The organism is Stenotrophomonas sp. STK17_22 (assembly GCF_051983905.1).
Taxonomy (GTDB): domain Bacteria; phylum Pseudomonadota; class Gammaproteobacteria; order Xanthomonadales; family Xanthomonadaceae; genus Stenotrophomonas; species Stenotrophomonas maltophilia_A.
Genome location: NZ_CP197010.1, coordinates 1465814 through 1484621, shown reverse-complemented (window position 1 = coordinate 1484621; position 18808 = coordinate 1465814). Strand labels below are relative to the sequence as shown.

At 67.9% G+C, this 18808-nt stretch carries 13 protein-coding genes and 1 pseudogene; 6 read left to right on the top strand and 8 right to left on the bottom strand.

Going from position 1 to position 18808, the window contains the following annotated elements:
• The first annotated feature begins 2 nt into the window (after positions 1–2).
• Entirely contained in the window at positions 3–2330 is a 2328-nt protein-coding gene (locus ACSYS9_RS06715; RefSeq protein ID WP_071228435.1) for a penicillin acylase family protein, read from the top strand.
• A gap of 88 nt (positions 2331–2418) precedes the next feature.
• Here ACSYS9_RS06715 and ACSYS9_RS06710 read toward each other — a convergent pair whose 3' ends face one another.
• Together ACSYS9_RS06710 and asnB are read right to left on the bottom strand one after the other, a co-directional pair.
• Positions 2419–3804: a cation:proton antiporter domain-containing protein gene (locus ACSYS9_RS06710; RefSeq protein ID WP_071228436.1), complete on the bottom strand. Its 1386-nt coding sequence runs from the start codon at positions 3802–3804 to the stop codon at positions 2419–2421.
• Between the two features lie 99 nt (positions 3805–3903).
• Positions 3904–5595, bottom strand: a complete 1692-nt coding sequence (gene asnB / locus ACSYS9_RS06705; RefSeq protein WP_049399515.1) for an asparagine synthase B — start codon at positions 5593–5595, stop codon at positions 3904–3906.
• Between the two features lie 339 nt (positions 5596–5934).
• On the opposite strand from asnB, the gene ACSYS9_RS06700 reads away from it, so the two are divergent.
• Positions 5935–6813: a tetratricopeptide repeat protein gene (locus tag ACSYS9_RS06700; protein WP_049399637.1), complete on the top strand. Its 879-nt coding sequence runs from the start codon at positions 5935–5937 to the stop codon at positions 6811–6813.
• A gap of 66 nt (positions 6814–6879) precedes the next feature.
• Here the strand turns inward: ACSYS9_RS06700 and dapE are convergent, their stop codons facing one another.
• From dapE to map, 6 genes are read right to left on the bottom strand one after another with little or no spacing between them, the layout of a single operon-like run.
• A complete protein-coding gene (gene dapE / locus ACSYS9_RS06695) occupies positions 6880–8016 on the bottom strand; it encodes a succinyl-diaminopimelate desuccinylase (protein ID WP_071228437.1) in 1137 nt (378 codons plus the stop codon).
• Positions 8013–8384, bottom strand: coding sequence for an arsenate reductase (locus tag ACSYS9_RS06690; protein WP_177179504.1), 372 nt, complete (start codon positions 8382–8384; stop codon positions 8013–8015). The genes dapE and ACSYS9_RS06690 overlap by 4 nt, the downstream gene beginning before the upstream one ends.
• A 31-nt stretch (positions 8385–8415) precedes the next feature.
• Positions 8416–9282, bottom strand: coding sequence for a hypothetical protein (locus tag ACSYS9_RS06685; protein ID WP_071228438.1), 867 nt, complete (start codon positions 9280–9282; stop codon positions 8416–8418).
• Between the two features lie 2 nt (positions 9283–9284).
• Positions 9285–10364, bottom strand: a complete 1080-nt coding sequence (gene dapD, locus ACSYS9_RS06680; protein WP_071228439.1) for a 2,3,4,5-tetrahydropyridine-2,6-dicarboxylate N-succinyltransferase — start codon at positions 10362–10364, stop codon at positions 9285–9287.
• The gene (locus tag ACSYS9_RS06675; protein WP_071228440.1) at positions 10364–12991 is read right to left on the bottom strand and encodes a [protein-PII] uridylyltransferase; all 2628 of its coding nucleotides are present in this window, start codon (positions 12989–12991) and stop codon (positions 10364–10366) included. Before ACSYS9_RS06675 ends, dapD begins: the two co-directional genes overlap by 1 nt.
• 2 nt (positions 12992–12993) lie before the next feature.
• A complete protein-coding gene (gene map, locus ACSYS9_RS06670; RefSeq protein WP_080355365.1) occupies positions 12994–13836 on the bottom strand; it encodes a type I methionyl aminopeptidase in 843 nt (280 codons plus the stop codon).
• 173 nt (positions 13837–14009) lie between these two features.
• Between map and ACSYS9_RS06665 the strand changes: the two genes are divergently transcribed.
• The 4 genes and pseudogenes from ACSYS9_RS06665 to ACSYS9_RS06650 all read left to right on the top strand — a co-directional run bounded on the left by ACSYS9_RS06665 (position 14010) and on the right by ACSYS9_RS06650 (position 18709).
• Positions 14010–14540 carry a Csu type fimbrial protein gene (locus ACSYS9_RS06665; RefSeq protein ID WP_032127934.1) on the top strand — a complete coding sequence of 177 codons (531 nt, stop codon included), beginning with the start codon at positions 14010–14012 and terminating at the stop codon, positions 14538–14540.
• The gene (locus tag ACSYS9_RS06660) at positions 14540–15289 is read left to right on the top strand and encodes a fimbrial biogenesis chaperone (protein ID WP_049399527.1); all 750 of its coding nucleotides are present in this window, start codon (positions 14540–14542) and stop codon (positions 15287–15289) included. The genes ACSYS9_RS06665 and ACSYS9_RS06660 overlap by 1 nt, the downstream gene beginning before the upstream one ends.
• A 7-nt stretch (positions 15290–15296) precedes the next feature.
• A pseudogene (locus ACSYS9_RS06655) lies at positions 15297–17675 on the top strand (fimbria/pilus outer membrane usher protein).
• On the top strand, positions 17672–18709 hold the full coding sequence (locus ACSYS9_RS06650; protein ID WP_049463631.1) for a Csu type fimbrial protein: 1038 nt from the start codon (positions 17672–17674) through the stop codon (positions 18707–18709). The pseudogene ACSYS9_RS06655 and the gene ACSYS9_RS06650 overlap by 4 nt, the downstream one beginning before the upstream one ends.
• Positions 18710–18808 lie beyond the last annotated feature (99 nt).

Genomic DNA, 18808 nt, shown 5'->3' with positions numbered 1-18808 from the left:
CGATGCGACGTACATGGCGTTGGGTGCTGGGTGTGTTGGTCGCCATCGTGCTGGTCACCGCACTGGCCCTGTGGCTCCTGCTGCGCGGCAGCCTGGCCGACCTGGACGGCGAGCATGCGCTGCCGGGCCTGGCCAAGCCGGTCACCATCGAGCGCGATGCGCTGGGCGTGGTCACCATCACTGCCGGCAGCCAAGCCGACGCGATGCGCGCACTCGGCCATGTGCATGCGCAGGAACGCTATTTCGAGATGGACCTGATGCGCCGCAGTGCCGCCGGCGAGCTGTCGGCATTGTTCGGGCCGAAGGCCGTTGAAGCTGACAAGCGCATGCGCGTGCACCGCCTGCGCGCCCGCACCGAGGCGCATCTGGATACCGCGCTGGGCGACAACGGCGCGGTCGTGCGCGCCTATGTAGATGGCGTCAACGAAGGCCTTACCGATCTCTCCGTGCGGCCATGGGCCTACCTGCTGCTGCGGCAGTCACCGCAACCGTGGCAGCCCAGCGACAGCGTGCTGGCCGGGCTGGCCATGTACGCCGACCTGCAGGACCCGAACAACCAGACCGAGCTTGCCCTCAGCCGCATCCGTGCGGTGGTGCCGCCGGCGCTGTACGCGCTGATTGCCCACGACGGCACCGAATGGGATGCACCGCTGTTTGGCGAAGCCACCGGCAATGCGATTCTGCCCGATGCCAGCCAGCTCGATCTGCGCACATTGAAGGGAAAGCCGGGCACCGAGCAGGAGGAGGCGGACGTCATCGGCAGCAACAACTTCGCGGTGGCCGGCGCACTCACCGCCGACGGCCGCGCGATCGTCGCCGACGACATGCACCTGGGCCTGCGCGCGCCTGGCCTGTGGTTCCGGGTGCGCCTGCGTTACCCCGACCCGCAGGCTGCCGGCGGCCAGGTCGACGTCACTGGCTTCTCGCTCCCTGGCCTGCCGGCGGTGATCGTCGGCAGCAACGGGCACGTGGCCTGGGGCTTCACCAACAGTTACATCGACACGGCGGACTACCGCACGGAACCGGCCAACGCCACGGTGACCGTGCACGAAGAACGCATTGCGGTGGCCGGCCAGGCCGACGTGCTGTTCCCGGTACGCGAAACCGCCTGGGGGCCGATCCTGCATACCCATGCCGATGGCAGTGGCGATGCCCTGCGCTGGGTCGCACACCTGCCCGGCGCGGTGCGCCTGGACTTCGCTGACCTGGCCCGTGCCGGTGACCTGGACGGTGCACTGCACTTCGCCGACCGCGCCGGCATTCCCGCGCAGAACCTGGTGGTCGGCGACCGCAGCGGCCGCATCGCCTGGCGGCTGATCGGCGCCCGCCCTGACCGCGGCCCCGGCTGTGCGCCGGCCGGCTTCACTGCCGCCAGTAACCAGGACTGCGCACCGTGGCCGATCCGCAGCGATGCCTCGCCGACATTGATCGATCCCCCCAACCATCGCCTGTGGACCGCCAACGGTCGCGTCCTCGACGGCGAGGCGCTGGCCAGCGTCGGCAACGGTGGCTATGACCTCGGCGCGCGTGCGCAGCAGATCCGCGACCTGCTCGCCATCCAGGACCGCTTCGACGAACACGACCTGCTGGCGATCCAGCTCGATGATCGCGCCGTGTTCCTGCAGCGCTGGTGGGCGTTGCTGCATGACGTCATCGAACGCAGTGACGATCCTGCGCTGAAGCGGTTGAAGTCCGTCAGCCATCAATGGGGCGGCCGGGCCTCGGCCAGCTCGGTCAGCTACCGGGTGGTGCGCGCGTTCCGCACGCAGGTGATGGATACCCTGTCCGAAGCACTGCTGGCACCGGCCAACGCGCAGCTGGGCGATGACTATCTGGACCCGCGCCTGGCACAACTGGAAGGTGTGGCCTGGCCGATGCTGCAGCAGCGCCCCGCCAACCTGCTGCCACCGGCCTACGACAGCTGGGACGCGCTGCTGCTTGATGCAGCTCGCCGCACCGAGAGCGAGCTGGCCAAGCAGGGCCCACTGGCCCAGCGCACCTGGGGAGAGCGCAACACCGCGGCGCTCTGCCACCCTATCGCGCGTGCATTGCCGGACATCGCCAAGCGCTGGCTGTGCATGCCCGCCGATCCCCTGCCCGGTGACCGTGACATGCCGCGTGTGCAGACGCCGAACTTCGGCGCCTCCGAACGCATGGTGGTCTCGCCCGGCCACGAGGCCGACGGCATCGTGCACATGCCCGGCGGCCAGAGCGGCCATCCGCTGTCGCCGTACTGGGGCGCCGGCCACGAAGACTGGGTGCATGGGCGGCCGACACCGTTCCTGCCCGGCAAGGCGCAGCACACGATGACGCTGGTACCGGCGCGGTAGCGGTCGTGCGGGCCGCTGGCCGGCATCCATGCAGGTGTGTCCAGCATCATGAGGATGCCGGCCAGCGGCCGGCACGACCGTCCAGCGCTCAGCCCCGGCGCCGCTCGATCAGGTTCAGTAGCGGCCCGGTCATCGCCGTGGTCACCAACGCCATGATCACCAGCACCGCGAACAGCCGATCGCCGAGCAGGCCCAGCTCGTAGCCCAGGTTGAGCACGATCAGCTCCATCAGACCACGGGTGTTCATCAGCGCCCCCAACCGCCACGCTTCGCGCGTGGGCATGCCCGCACTGCGCGCGGCACTGAAGGTGCCCAGCAGCTTGCCGGCCGTGGCCACCGCGATCACCACCACGCACAACACGATATCGCTGGCCTGCAGCGCATCGGCGCGCATGCGCAGGCCGGTCATGGCGAAGAACAGTGGCAGCAGCAGGGTCACCGCGAACGGTTCGACGCGGGCCATCAACAGGTCGCGCAGCTGCGCGTTGGACGATACCGCGACGCCTGCAGCGAATGCACCGAACAACGCGTGGATGCCCAGCATCTCGGTGACCAGCGCACTCGCCAGTGACAGCAGCAGGATACCCAGCAACCAACGTCCCTCACGGCCCGGCGCGATCTGCTGGCGGGCAAACCACGGCTTCACCAGCCCCAGCATCAGCGCCACGAACACGACCACGCACAGCAGGTTGAGGCTGGCCGGCAACCAGCCGCTGGCCTGGGCGGCGGCGACGATCAAGGCCAGCAGGCACCAGGCGGTGGCATCGCCCAATGCCGCGCAGGCGATCGCGGTCTGGCCCAATGGCGTCTGTGTGACCCCTCGATCGGCAAGGATGCGCAGCAACACGGGGAACGCGGTGATGCTCATGGAGATGCCGACGAACAATGCGAATGCAGTAAAGCCCACACCCTGCGGACCGTGCTGCGGATACAGCCAGATCGCCAGCGCCACGCCAAGCACGAACGGCACCGCGATGCCGGCATGGCTGACCGTGAAGGCGAAGCGCCGGCGGCCACGCAGCGCCGCCAGGTCCAGCTCGGCACCGGCTACCAGCAGGAACATCAGCACGCCCAGCTGGCTGAGCATGCCCAGCGGACCCAGCGAGCTGGCCGGGAACAACGCACCATGCAGCTGCGGCAGCAGGCTGCCGAGCACCAGCGGCCCCATCATCAGGCCAGCGGCCATCTCGCCGATCACCGCCGGTTGTCCAAAGCGCTTGAGCAGCGCACCCGCGCCCTTGGCCACCAGCAGCAGCACCAGCAGCTGCAGCAGGAACAAGCCCAGCGGTGAGGCAAGGTGCTGCGCCCAGCTGCCTTCGGCGGCGGTGGCGCGGGCAACCGCCTCGGGCGCCGCCGGCCCGGCATACCGCGCCAGCAGTACGCCAGCCAGCAACGGCACGCCGGCCCAGGCCAGATAACGCCATCCCCATTTCGTGGGCGGCACGTCGCCACCTGCCTGTACGTCCATGAACATTCCCCAATGCGCAGGGGGCGATCATACAAAAAGGGGACGGAGGGGATTAAGTCGTTAGTGGCACAAACGACTTAATCCCCTCCGTCCCCTTTTTGGCGCTTAGGCCAGTGCCTGTTCGTGCACGCCGGCGATCGCGCGGCCCGACGGATCTGCCGCCGCGGCGAAGCTGGCGTCCCAGGCAATGGCGGCCGGCGACGAACAAGCGATCGACTTGCCGCCCGGCACGGTCTCGGCCGCCGCACGGCTGGGGAAGAACTGCTCGAACAGGTGGCGGTAGTAGTACGCCTCCTTGGTCTGTGGCGGGTTGTGCGGGAAGCGCTTGTCAGCCGCCGCCAGTACGCGGTCGCTCACCTGGGCTTCGGCGTGCGCCTTCAGCCCGTCGATCCAGCCGTAGCCGACGCCATCGCTGAACTGTTCCTTCTGCCGCCACAGGATGCTGTCCGGCAGGTAGCCGTCGAACGCCTCGCGCAGCACCGCCTTCTCGATGCGGCGGCCACCAAAGCCGGCACCGACCATCTTGTGTGCGGCATCGAAGCGCATCGCCACATCGAGGAACTCACGGTCGAGGAACGGCACGCGCGGCTCCACGCCCCAGGCCATCATCGACTTGTTGGCGCGCAGGCAATCGTAGTTGTGCAGGGCGTCGAGCTTGCGCACCAGCTCATCGTGGAATTCACGCGCATCCGGTGCCTTGTGGAAGTACAGGTAGCCACCGAAGATCTCGTCGCTGCCCTCGCCGGAGAGCACCATTTTCACGCCCATCGCCTTGATCCGCCGTGCCAGCAGGAACATCGGCGTCGAGGCGCGGATGGTGGTGACGTCGTAGGTTTCGATGTGGCGGATCACTTCCGGCAGCGCGTCGAGGCCTTCCTCGAAGGTGTATTCGAAGCCGTGATGCACGGTGCCAAGAGCCTCGGCAGCGATCGCCGCAGCAGCAAGATCCGGCGAACCCTTCAAGCCGATCGCGAACGAATGCAGGCGCGGCCACCAGGCTTCGGTCTGCCCGCCATCCTCGATGCGCCGACGCGCATAGCGTGCGGCAACGGCCGCCACCAGCGACGAATCCAGGCCACCGGACAGCAGCACGCCATACGGCACGTCACTCATCAGCTGTCGCTCCACCGCGTGCTCGAAGGCCTGGCGCAGTTCGGCCAGGTCGGCCTGGCGGCCCTGCACGTCGGCGTAGTCGCGCCACGGCTGCTGGTAATAGCGCACCAGCTCACCGCTGGCACTGTCGAAGTAGTGACCCGGCGGGAACTGTGCGACGTCGGCACAGGTGTCGACCAGCGCCTTCATTTCCGAGGCCACGCGTAGGCGCCCCTGGGCATCGTGGCCCCAGTACAGCGGCACCACGCCCACCGGGTCACGCGCCACCAGCACGCGCCCGCTGTCGCGGTCCCACAGCGCGAAGGCGAAGATGCCGTTGAGCTGTTCCAGCCACTGCGCCGGCGAACTGCCCTGGCGATACAGCGCGTTGATCACCTCGCAGTCCGAGCCGGTCTGGAAGTCGTAGGCGGTGGTCAGCGCCGCCTTCAAAGCCTGGTGGTTGTAGATCTCGCCGTTCACCGCCAGCGCCAGCTGGCCATCGGCCGACAGCAGCGGCTGCGAACCACCGGCCGGGTCGACGATGGCCAGCCGCTCATGGACCAGCAGCGCACCTTCGTCGAGGTACACGCCGCTCCAGTCGGGGCCACGGTGGCGCTGGCGCTGCGACAGTTCCAGCGCATGGCGGCGCAGGGCGGGAAGATCGTCACCGGCCTGCAGACCGAAGATTCCGAAGATCGAACACATGGGAGAGCTCCTGTTGGGGGATTTCACGGGTGGGAGGGTGTTCGACCGGCCATCCAGGCCCGGGTGGGGCTGCGCCCGGGCACAAAAAAACCCGCATCGGCTGATGCGGGTTTTCTGGTGTCCGGGCGTGTGTTGCTGTCTATCTACCCAGGGCGCAGTCCCGCATCGGCCGCGCACGATTATTCGCGCGCAGATTATTGCGGTTGTTGTTATTGACGGCGGTGGCCAGGCGGATCGACATGGCATCGACCCTACCCCGGTTTCCGGCACGGCGCAACCGTTGCGTTGGCAACCACTCCCCGGCGCGCATAATGGCCCGCCGTGAAACGTGTAATGGAAATGCAACACCGCACTGGACGCAACGCGGCGCTGGCCGCCCTGCTCTGCCTGGGCCTGGCCGCCTGCCAGACCCTGCCTCCGCCCTCCACGCTGCCGCTGGCGCAGCAGCAGGCACTGGAGCAACGCGGCACCGACGGCAGCTTCGACGGAGCCTGGGACACTGCGCAGACCTTCGAACGTTTCAACGATCCGCGCGCCGTCGCCTACTACGAGCGTGCTGCCGCGATCACGCCCTGGACCTTCCACAACACCAAAGCGGAAGAAGCACTGGGCCGGATCTGGATCTCCGGCAGGCTGCAGCATGCCGACAGCCCCCACATCAACCCTGCACCTGTCCTGCGCGCGTCCTGGCGACGTGGCGAACGCGCGTATCTGGCGGCTGCCAACCACGGCAATCCCTATGCGTTCTACGGGCTCGCCAAGGCCTACCGCCAGCGAGGCGACGCGCAGCAGGCGCTGCGCTGGGACCTGCGCGGAATGATCTACGAGCGCTACCCGAGTTCGTCGTCGCGACTGCCGGATGCGGTGGCCGCACAGGGTGACACCGTGCATCCGCTGGTGGCGCAGATCCAGCGTCGTGCCGAGCACGGCGACGCCGAAGCGCAGGTCGACCTGGGCGCGCTGCTGGAGAAAGGCATGGGACTGCCGCGCGATCCGGCGCGTGCGCTGCAGCTGTACCAGCGCGCCGGTGAGAAGGGCAATGTGTTCGGCCAGTACTTCGCCGGTCTGCTGCTGGGCCGCAGTGCGCCGGGTGTGGAGAAAGACACCGACGCGGCGGCGCGCTGGTTCGCCAGGGCCGAGGCGCAACACTTCTACATGGCCGCGCCGAGTTACTGGAAGAAAGCGGTCGAGCCGCCGTTCTTCATTTTTTCAGAATAGAGAAGCGGCCCCGGCGGGAGGCGTGCCGACCAACGGTCGGCACCCACCCTCGAGGAATTCATTCCGTCATGGGGTTCCCACCAGCAGCCGTTCCACCAGCCGCTGGTAGAGCCCCGGCAATGCCTCCAGATCGTCCACGCGCACGTTCTCGTCCACCTGGTGGATGCTGGCGTTGACCGGCCCCACTTCGATGCACTGCGCGCCCAATGGCGCGATGAAGCGGGCATCGGACGTGCCGCCACCGGTGCTTTCCTCCGGTGCACGGCCGATGTGCTCGGCCAGCACCGCACGCGCGGTGGCGCGCAGCGTGCCTTCCGGGGTGTAGAACGGCTCGCCGCTGCGATGCCACTTCAGCGTGTACTGCAGGCCATGGCGGTCCAGCAATGCGGTGATCTCCGCTTCCAGCTTCGGTGCATCCCAGTGCGGGTTGTAGCGGATGTTGAAATCCACCTCCAGCTCGCCAGGAATCACGTTGTTGGCACCGGTGCCGGCATGGATGTTGGAGATCTGCAGGCTGGTCGGCGGGAAACTCTCGTAGCCGTCGTCCCAGCGCCGTGCACTCAGCTCGGCCAGGGCCGACGCCGCCTGGTGGATCGGGTTGCGTGCCTTCTCCGGATACGCCACATGGCCCTGCACGCCCTGCACGCGCAGCCTGGCCGACAGGCTGCCACGACGACCCACGCGCAGCAGGTCACCCAGGATCACGGTCGACGACGGTTCACCGGTAATGCACCAGTCGATGCGTTGGCCGCGCTCGGCGAACAGCCGTGCAACGTGACGCACACCATCGATGGCATCGCCTTCCTCGTCGCTGGTCAGCAGTACCGCCAGCGTGCCAGGGTGATCGGGATGTGCGGCGACGAACTGCTCGGCGGCGACCACGAACGCCGCCACGCTGCCCTTCATGTCGGCGGCGCCACGGCCGTACAGCACGCCGTCACGGATCTGCGGCGTGAACGGGTCGCTGGCCCAGGCCTCGCGCGGGCCCGTCGGTACCACGTCGGTATGGCCCAGCAGCACCAGCACCGGTGCGCCCTGGCCATGGGTCGCCCACAGGTTGTCGACCTCGCCCAGGCGCAGGTGATCGCACTGGAACCCGGCCTGCTTCAGGCGTGCCGCCAGCAGTGTCTGGCAGCCAGCATCATCCGGCGTCACCGAAGGCCGTGCGATCAGTTCGCAGGTCAGGTCGAGGACCGCACTCATGCGTCACCCACGCCGAAGCGGGCCTTGAAACCGTTGTCGCTGAAGCCCTGGCTGACCGTGCCATCGGCCGTGACCACCAGCGGACGCTTGATCAGCTGCGGGTATTCACGCAGCAGCAGCTTCCATTCGGCCTCGGAGTCGGCGGCCTTGCGGTTGTCCGGCAACTGCCGCCAGGTGGTGGACGACTTGTTCACCATCGCGGCCAGGCCCCCCAGGTGCCCAGCCCACGCCAGCAGTGTTTCCGGGCTCGGCTTGTTCTCGCGGTAATCGACGAAGGTGTAAGGCACGCCGAAGCGGTCCAGCCACTTGGTCGCCTTCTTGCAGGTATCGCAGTTCTTCAAACCGTAGACAGTGGTGCTCATGGCCATCTGTGATGCTGGAAAACAGAGGGCCAGAATCTCACAACAGGCGCTCGGACACGACCCGGAACGGCACGTTTGGCAGCCGGAAGGCCAGCCCCTCGTGCAGCGCCACGCCCATTGCCTGCAGACGCGGGCACTGCGGTTCGCCCTCCAGCTGCAGCGGTTGCAACTGTGCGATGTCCACCGGCAGCGCGATGCGGGTGCTGGCCCAGCGGCCGTCGCAGGTACGGGCGATGGCCTCGTCCTGGCAGGTGAGGAAACGCAGCAGGGCCTGATGGTTGCCGAAGGCCGCCGCCCACCCGGCATCGTCCCAGCCCGCGGCGGCCTGCCACTGCAGGTGCAACGCCGGGGCACTGCCCTGCCCGCCTTCTATCAGGGTGTGCCCATCGCCATCGGTGCGCACCACATGCTCGAAGCGTATGGACAGATGCGGTTGCATGGCATCGCTGAAAACGCGCGCGCCAGCGACGAAGGCCAGCTGGTCCATCACGTTGCGATCGAACAGCACCACCGGCGTCCCGTCCGGATCGTCGTCACGACGCAGGTACCAGCGCCAGTTGCTCTGCCGTGGCGACGGCATCAGGGAACGCAGCGGCCCAGCCAGCGCGGGCCCGAAGTGGCCGTGACGGTAGCTGAGGATGGTGTAAGGCGTGCGTCCGGCATGGACCACGTAGTGATGGCCCGGCGGTGGCATTGGTGCGTGACGCACGTCGACCCACCAGCTCACGTAGACCACATCGCGCACGTCACTGACCAGCGCCGGCATCGGCCAGCGCCGCGACAGTGCACGGCGCAGCCGGTTCCAGCGCGGGGCGTGCAGCAGGCGCGGCAGCATCCGCCCGACCAGGGTGTCGGACGGATGCCGGTAGATCGCGGACTGCGCCAGATCCTCCGGCGCAGTCACCTTCAGTCGGCCAGGCCGCGCAGCAGGTCGTTGACGCTGGTCTTGCTGCGGGTCTTGGCATCAACCTGCTTGACGATCACCGCGCAGTACAGCGAATGGGTACCGTCCTTGCTCGGCAGCGAGCCGGACACCACCACGCTGTACGGCGGGATGTAACCGTAGGTGATTTCGCCGGTGGCACGGTTGTAGATGCGGGTGCTCTGGCTGAGGAACACGCCCATGCCGATCACGCTGTGGTGGCCGACCACCACGCCTTCCACCACTTCCGAACGCGCACCGATGAAGCAGTGGTCCTCGATGATGGTCGGGCTGGCCTGCAGCGGCTCCAGCACGCCGCCGATGCCGGCGCCGCCGGACAGGTGGCAGTGCTGGCCGATCTGCGCGCAGGAACCGACGGTGGCCCAGGTGTCGACCATGGTGCCTTCGCCGACGTAGGCGCCGATGTTGGTGAAGCTCGGCATCAGCACCACGTCCTTGCCGAAGTAGGTGCCGCGGCGGGCGATCGCGCCCGGCACCACGCGCACGCCACCACGGCGGAACTTCGCCTCGTCATAGCCGGCGAAGCGCGATTCGACCTTGTCCCAGAACGGCGCCGGACGGGCGTCGACCACGGCCATGTCATTGACACGGAAGTACAACAGCACGGCCTTCTTCAGCCACTCGTTGACCTTCCAGCCACCCTGGCCGTCCGGCTCGGCAACACGGAACTCACCGCTCTCCAGGCCGTCAATCACGCGGTTGACCAGCGGCTTGGTCGAGCCTTCCAGCTCGTGCAGGGTCAAGGTAGCGCGGCGCTCGAAGGCACTCTCGATGCCGAACTTCAGCTCTTCCACGCCCGGGGCCGACGGCTTGCGCAGCGACTTGCGGGCGATGGTTTCGGCGCGAACCGCTTCGGCACTCTTGGCCGGCGCCGGCTTCTTCACAGCACGCTTCACCGCAGCCGCTTTCTTCGCCGGGGCCTTCACCACAGCGGCCTTCTTCGGCGCTGGGGTCTTCTTCGCGGCCGGTGCGGCAGCAGCAGGTTTCCGGGCCGCTGCGCTCTTGGGGGTCGCGGCGGTCTTCTTGGCGGGCTTGGTGGCCATCAGGCGGGGTCTCCGGCGTTTCGATCAGGGTCCAGGCAGGCCAGCATCGCGTCATGCAGCTGCTGCCGGGCAGGTTCAGTCAGGGGGAGATCGTGTTCGTCACTGATCACGAAGGTGTCTTCGGCGCGTTCGCCGAACGTGGCAATGCGCGCATCATGCACGCGCAGGCCCTGATTGCGCAGCACGAACGCCACATCGGCCAGCAGGCCGGGGCGGTCGGGGGCGACCAGGGCGAAACGGGTTGCGCCCGGCTCATCGCGGAATTCGATGCGCGGGGCGAAGCGGAAGTGCCGCAGCTGCCGTGGCACCACCCGGCGTGACGGCCGCAGGCGCGACAGGTCACCGCCGAGTGCCTCGCGCAGCGCCGCTTCCAGGTTGGCACTGCTGCCATCGGCGAAGGTATCGGCCGGGTTCACTTCGAAGGTATCGAAGATGGTATCGGCCGGACCGTCCAGCACGCGTGCGCGGTGGATGCCGTAGCCCTTGCGGTCCAGCGTCATCACGATCGCGGCGAACAGGCCGTCGCGGTCCGGCGAATGCACGAAGACTTCCAGCGCGGGATCGTCGACACTGATCCGGCGTACCTTCACCAGCGCCTGGCCCTGCTTCACCGGCACCAGCGCGGCAGCCTGCCAGGCCAGCTGCTCCGGGCGCAGGCGGATGAAGCCTTCGTCGGGCATCACCGCGAACTGGCGATCGATGGTGGCATCGTCGTAACCCCGCTCGCGCACCAGCGCGCGTACGCTGTCACGCGCTTCGGCCACGCGCTCGGCCGCCGGCACCGGGTGTTCCAGCCCCTCGCGCAGCGCGCGCCGGGTGGCGAAGTACAGGTCGGCCAGCAGGCGGTCCTTCCATGCATTCCACAGCTTGGGGCTGGTGCCGGCGATGTCGGCGCAGGTCAGCAGGTACAGGTAGTCCAGGCGGTCGCGGCTGCCGACCAGGGTGGCAAAGCGATGGATCACCTCCGGGTCGGCGATGTCCTGCTTCTGCGCGGTCACCGACATGCGCAGGTGCTGTTCGACCAGCCACGCCACCAGCTCGGTATCGGTGCCACTGAGCGCATGCGCCTGGCAGAACGCGCGCGCGTCCACCGCGCCCAGCTCCGAATGGTCGCCGCCACGGCCCTTGGCGATGTCATGGAACAGGCCGGCCAGCAGCAGCAGCTCCGGCTTGCGCAGGCGCGGCCACACTTCGTGCGCGATCGAGAAGCGCTCGTCGGCACGACTGCTGGCGAACAGGCCGATGTTGCGCAGGACCATCAGCGTGTGCTGGTCGACGGTGTAGACATGGAACAGGTCGAACTGCATGCGCCCGCTGACCTGGGCGAAGGCGGGAATCCACTGGCCAAGCACGCCCAGCCGCGCCATGCGCGAGAGCGTATCGACCGGGCGCTGGCCGCGCAGCAGCGCCAGGAACTGCTCGCGTGCATCGGCATCAGCCTGGTCGTAGGCCGGCAGCAGCGGCAGCGCTTCGGCCAGCGCACGCGCGGTCAGCGAATGCAGGCCGCGCACCTGCGGATTGTTGGCCCAGCTGGCGAACAGCGCGAACACCTGGCCGATGTCGCCGCGCGGCCAGTCGGCTTCGTTGGCCGCCAGGTAACCACGGCGCAGGGAAAAACCCACGGTCAGCGGCTCCGGCTGCGCCTCGCCATCGAACTGTTCCTCGAAGCGCTGCAGCAGGCGGTCGCTGATCCGGCGCACGACCAGCGCGGCGCGGTAGAAGCCCTGCATCATCTTCTCGACACCGAGGTTCTCGGCATCGTCTTCAAAGCCCAGGCGTGCCGCCAAGGTCTTCTGGTAATCAAAACGCAGGCGCTCTTCCGGGCGACGCGCGACCAGATGCAGGCCAAAGCGCAGCCGCGCCAGCACCGCACGTTCGCGCTTCAGTGCTGCCGCTTCGTCTGCGCCCAGATGGCCGAGCCCGACCAGCGCCTCCAGGTCACGCACGCCGAACGCACGCAGTGCCATCCAGCCAAGCGTGTTGAGATCGCGCAGCCCACCGGGGCCATCCTTCAGATCCGGCTCCAGGTTGTCGGCGGTGTCGCCGAAGCGCTGGTGTCGGTTGCGCAGCTCTTCCAGCTTGGCCAGGAAGAAGGTGCGCGCCGGCCACAGTTCACGATCGTCGACGGCCTCGCGCAGCGCGCGGCGCGCCACATCATCGGCCAGGATCGGGCGCGCCTCGATCAGCGCGGTCAGCACGGTCTGGTCCGCTGCCGCCTCGCGGCACTGCGATGCAGAACGCACCGCATGGCTGACGGCCAATCCGCAGTCCCACAGCAGCGCGAACAGGCGTGCCAGCGCCGCCTCTTGGGCCAGCTGTGCCGGCGGATCGCCGAACACCAGCAGGTCGATGTCCGAACGCGGAAACAGTTCACCGCGGCCATAGCCGCCGACCGCGAACAGCGACAGCCCGCTGTCGGCCGGCAGGCAGCGCTGCCAGGCCAGGCGGATCAGATGGTCGGCAGCGCGCGCGCGCAGTGCCAGCAGGCGCTCGATGTTGTCGCCCTGGTCGAAGCGGCGGTACAGGCGCGCGTCGGCCTGCTGCAGCGCCCGGCGCGCGGCAGCAGCCCAGTCCAGGTCGTTGAGCGACGCGGCCGGCGTGTCCAGCAGCGAACTCGCCGGCAGCATCGTCAGGAGACCTGCGACTCGCCCGGCGACAGGGTCAGCACGTCCACGCCGGTCTCGGTGACCGCGATCATGTGCTCCCACTGTGCCGACAGCTTGCGGTCCTTGGTCACCACGGTCCAGCCATCCGGCAGCACCTTGTTGTAGCGGGTGCCCTCGTTGATCATCGGCTCGATGGTGAAGGTCATGCCAGGCTGCAGCACCAGGCCCTGGCCCGGGCGGCCGTAATGCACCACCTGCGGCTCATCGTGGTAGACCTTGCCGATGCCGTGGCCGCAGTACTCGCGCACCACGCTGAAACGCTCGCCTTCGGCATAGCTCTGGATGGCATGGCCGATGTCGCCCAGGGTCGCGCCCGGACGCACCGCGCGGATGCCGCGCCACATGGCTTCGTAGGTGGTTTCCACCAGGCGGCGGGCCATCACCGACGGGGTGCCGACGAAGTACATGCGGCTGGTGTCGCCGTGCCAGCCATCCTTGATGACGGTGACGTCGATGTTGATGATGTCGCCATCCTTGAGCACCTTCCCTTCGCTGGGGATGCCATGGCAGATGACGTTGTTGACCGAGGTGCACACGGTCTTCGGGAAGCCGCGGTAGCCGACGTTGGCCGGAACGGCGCCCTGCACGTTCACGATGTGGTCGTGGCAGATGCGGTCCAGTTCCTCGGTGGTGACACCGGGCTTGACGTGGGGGGTGACGATGTCGAGCACTTCGCTGGCCATGCGGCCGGCGATTCGCATCATCTCGATTTCCTGCGGGGTTTTCAGATTCACGCTCATGGCCCCCATTATCGCCGATCCGGCCACAATCTGAACGAACGCCACCCAACTGGCGATCCGGGCCATGCACGGTTCCGGCAAGGAAAGTGAAAGCGTGATCGCCGCCCCCCTTTCGTCTCCCTGTTTATCACGGAATACAGACACTTACGCCTCCTAAGCTGGGGTCACCGTCGCCGAAGCGGTGCCGAACGTGCCGCCTTCGCCTTGTTCAACGGACCTTCGGGTCAGGGAGGTTGTCCATGCGATCCGCGCTTCGTTCCCCGCTTGCCTGGGCCCTGGCCGGGGTGCTGCTGTCCGGCCCGGCCCTGGCCGCAGACACCACCACCTTCAATGTCACCCTGGTGGTGACCAAGGCCTGCACGATCACGGCTGCTGCCGCCACCAACGTTGACTTCGGCACGGCGGCCTCGACCACCGCGACCCCCACCCTGGGTCAGGGCACGGTGACCGCCCAGTGCTCGGCACTGACCCCGTACACGATTTCACTGAATGCGGGTGCCAATGCCAGCACCGCGAATGACGTCACCACTCGCCGGATGAAGAACACCAACGCCGCGGTGACCGCCAACAACTACGTCGGCTACCAGCTCTACCAGGACGCCGCGCACACCCTGGTCTGGGGTGCCACCTCCGGCACCAACACCCAGGCTGGCATCGGCACCGGCCTGGCCGTGCCCTACATCGTCTACGGCCAGATCCTGAACCTGAGCACCAACAACCCGGCGACCGGCAACTACCTGGATACGGTTACCGCCACGATCACCTATTGATGGAGCACGCCCGCATGGCCGGACCCCGCCCGTGGCGCGCCACCGGCGTGGCGCTGCTCGTCCTGAGCCTGGTATTCGCCGCCCCGGTCGAAGCCACCAGCCTGCAGGTCGCCCCGACCAGCCTGCAGCTGGAAGCGCGCCAGCGTGCCGGCGAGCTTTGGCTGACCAACAGTGGCACCTCGCCGGTGAAGCTGCAGGTTCGGGTGTTCCGCTGGGTGCAGCAGGACGGCCAGGAGCAACTGTTGCCCACCGATGAACTGGTGGTCACCCCGCCGATGCAGGAACTGGCTGCCGGGCAGCAGCAGCTGGTCCGGGTGATGCGTCCGGACAGGACGCCACCGCCGGCACAGCAGTACTACAGGCTGATTGTCGACGAGGTGCCCGACCTGGCCACCCGCGCCGACGGCATGCAGTTCGTGCTGCGCTATTCGATACCGGTGTTCGTGCAGCCCGCCGCCGGCAAGCTTGCGCCGCAGCTGCAGGCCCGCCTGGTGCAGTTGCCCGATGGCCGCAACGGCGTCGAGGTGGCCAACGCAGGCAACAGCTATGCGCAGATCGCCGATCTTGCGCTGGGCAGCCCCACGCGCCCACGCATCGTGCATCCCGGACTGCTGGGTTACGTGCTGCCCGGGCAGGTGATGCGCTGGCCGATCGAGCGCACGGCGATCGACCGCGACAACGACCAGATCACGGCCAAGCTCAATGGCGAGTCGGAACAGACGCCGCTGTCGCCCCCATCGGCTCGCTGAGGCGTTGATGGGCGCGCTGCTTGCTGCCCTGGCTCCTGCGGCGACCCAAGCCGCCGATGTGTCCGGTGCAGCGGCTACCGCCACCGCCGATGTATCAGGCATCTCCGCCGATGCGATGCTGCCACCGCCCACACCGTTGACCGCCAACCAGACGCTGTACCTGGACGTTTCGCTCAACAGCACCCCACGCGGACTGCTGCCTTTCATCGAGAACCGTGGCCGCCTGCAGGCCAGCCCCGACGTACTGCGCCAGCTCGGCTTCAACGCCCACGGCGATGCACCGGTGTACCTGGACCAGATCAGCGGCGCGGTGGTGCGCTATGACGCACGCCTGCAGACCCTGGCGCTGGACGTGCCACTGGACCAGCTGACCCTGCCAACCACCGTGCTCAGCCGCCCGCAGACACGCGCGCCCGCAGGCAGTGCCTCACCCGGACTGCTGCTCAACTACGACGTGTATGGCAGCCGGGTGGATACGCTGAGCAACCTCAGCCTGAGCTCCGAACTGCGCCTGTTCGGCGTCGGCAACGGCACCTTCGAAAACACCGCGGTCAGCAGGCGCTACCAGCAGCCTGGCGACCGTCGCTGGCGTGGTGAGAGCGTGCGCCTGGATACGCGCTGGAGCCTGGATTTCCCCGACCAGGCGATGACGCTGGAGGTCGGCGATTTCTACAGCGGCTTCGTCGACTGGACCCGTCCGGTGCGCCTGGGTGGCCTGCAGATCGGTCGCAACTACGGCCTGCAGCCCTATCGCGTGCTGACCCCCACGCCCAGTTTCCTCGGCCAGGCGGTGGTGCCGTCCACGGTCGAGCTGTACGTCGATGGCCTGCGCCAGTACAGCGGCCAGGTCCCGGTCGGCCCGTTCCAGCTGGCCGCACAGCCGGGGATAAGCGGCACCGGCAGCGCACAGGTGGTGGTCACCGACGCATTCGGCCGCATGCAGACACTGGATTTCAGTTTCTATGGCACCCAGCAACTGCTGGCCAAGGGCCTGTCGGACTGGTCCGCCGGCATCGGCCACCTGCGTGAGGACTTCGGCCAGCGCTCCTTCGCCTACGACGACCGCACCGTGGCCAGTGCCAGCTGGCGCGGTGGCATCAGTGACACGTTCACCGGCGAGGCTCATGCCGAAGGCGGTGGTGGCCTGGCCCAGGCCGGCATCGGCGGCTGGTGGCTGCTGGGTGGCGCGGGCGTGTTCAACGCCGCATATGCGCACAGTGACTATCACGGCCTGCAGGGCGGGCAATGGGCACTGGGCTACAGTTGGAACAACCGCCGACTCAACGTCAATCTGCGCACCGTGCGCAGCCATGGTGATTACCGCGACCTGGGCGCACTGCAGGGCAACCTGCCACCCAGCATCAGCGAACAGGCCACGGTCGGCGCGGATCTGCTGCGGCTGGGCACGCTCAGCGCCAGCTACCTGCGCCTGCGCTACCCCGATGGCGAAGACAACCGCTACGCCAGCCTGTTCTGGTCGCGCACCTGGAGCCAGCGCTGGTCAGCCTACCTCTCGGTGAACCAGAACCTGGACCAGAGTGATGACCGCAGCATCTATCTGTCGGTGACGGCCAGCCTGGGCAACAACCGCCAGGCCAGCCTGTCCAGCCAGCGCAATGGCGACAGCCAGACGTGGGTGGCCGACGTCACCCAGCCGGTGCCCGGCGATGGCAGTGCAGGCGGCATCGGTTGGCGCGCGCAGGTGCGCCACGGCGAGGACGGCAGTGGCGGCCTGGCCGAAGTCGGCATCCTCAATGACGTCGGCCGCTACTCCTTCGGCGCCTCTCGCCAGGGCGGGCTCAACTATGCCTACGGCAGCGCCAGTGGCAGCCTGGTCTGGATGGGCGGGCACGCGTTCGCCACCCGCGAGGTCTCCGATGCATTCGCGGTGATCAGCACCAATGGTGTCGGTGGCGTGCCGGTGCGGCTGGAGAACCGTCTGATCGGCGTCACCGATGATCGTGGCCTGTTGCTGATCAGCCCGCTGCTGTCCTAGCAGCGCAACCGGGTCTCGATCGACACCCTGGACCTGCCCGAGGACATGCGTGCCGACCGCATCGAGGACTGGGTGACGCCGCGCCAGCGCGCTGGGACCCACGTGACATTCCAGTTGCGCTCGCGGCCCTCTCTGAGCCTGACGCTTCAGAGCATGGACGGGCAGCCGCTGGAAGTGGGCAGCGAAGTGCAGTTGCCCGGCGGACGCCAGGCCACGGTGGGCTATGACGGCCTGCTGTATCTGGAAGACGTCGCTGCCGGCAGCGTGCTGTACATCACCACCAGCCGCGGCCAGTGCCGGGTGAAGGTACCCGAGCAGCCCAAGGTAGTGGCGTCCGGCGCCCGGCCGAAGCCGGCACCGCTGCCGTGCATCCCGGAGGTGGCGCCATGAGAGTGCTGCTGCTCGGCATGCTGCTGTTCGCCGGCCTGCTCGCGGCACTACCGGCCCAGGCGACAGCGGTCTGCACGGCAACCGCGAACCCGACCCTGCCGTTCGGCAACATCAACAGCAACGCTCCCGGCCCTACGGCGGCGACGCTGAACATCACGGTGACCTGCACCACCGCCGCACTGAGCCTGCTGGCCACCACCGGCGTCCGCGTCTGCGTGGGTGTCGGCGCAGGCAGTGGCGGCGGCAGCAGCTCCACCTTCCGCACGATGTCCACTTCCAGCAGCGACACCATGAATTTCCAGCTCTACAACAACGCCAGCTACGGCCAGGTCACCGGCCTGGTGCCACGCGGCACGCCGCCGGCGCAGGAACTGACCATGAGCTACAACGTGCCGCTGCTGACCGGCGGCAGCGGTGCGCAGTCCGTGCAGCTGTTCGCGCAGATCCCCGCCAACCAGATCCTCGCTTCGGGTGCTTACAGCAGCACCTTCAGTGGCGCCAACGTGGTGCTCACCTGGGCCTGGAATGAAGTCCTGCTCGGCAACGCCACCGTGCCGGCCGCCTGCAACGGCGGCGCAACCGGCACCAACAGCGCCAGTGCGGCCTTCAGCTTCACTGCCACTGCCAACGTGCTGCCGCAATGCGGCAGCTACGTCACCACCAACATGGACTTCGGCAACGTCACCGGCAGCATTCCCGCCAACATCGACCGGACCGCCACGCTCACGCTGACCTGCCTGAAGAACACCGCCTACCAGATCAGCCTCAACAACGGCCAGAACAACCCCGCCGCCTCCACCACCCGGCGCATGGCCACCACCATTGGCAGCGGCACCTACTACCTACCCTATGAGCTGTACCGCGACGCCGCGCGCAGCCTGCGCTGGGGCAATACCCTCAACGTCGATACCGTTGGCGGCACCGGAAGTGGCAGCGCGCAGCAGCTGACCATCCATGGCCGGGTGCCGCCGGTCACCGGCCAGCCCCCGGCCGGTACCTACAACGATCTGGTGCAGGTGACGATCACTTACTGACCTGTGTGCCGACCAACGGTCGGCACCCACCGGGGTGGGCTTGGAACGGTCGGCATCCACCGGGATGGATTGGAATGGTCGGCATCCACCGGGATGGGT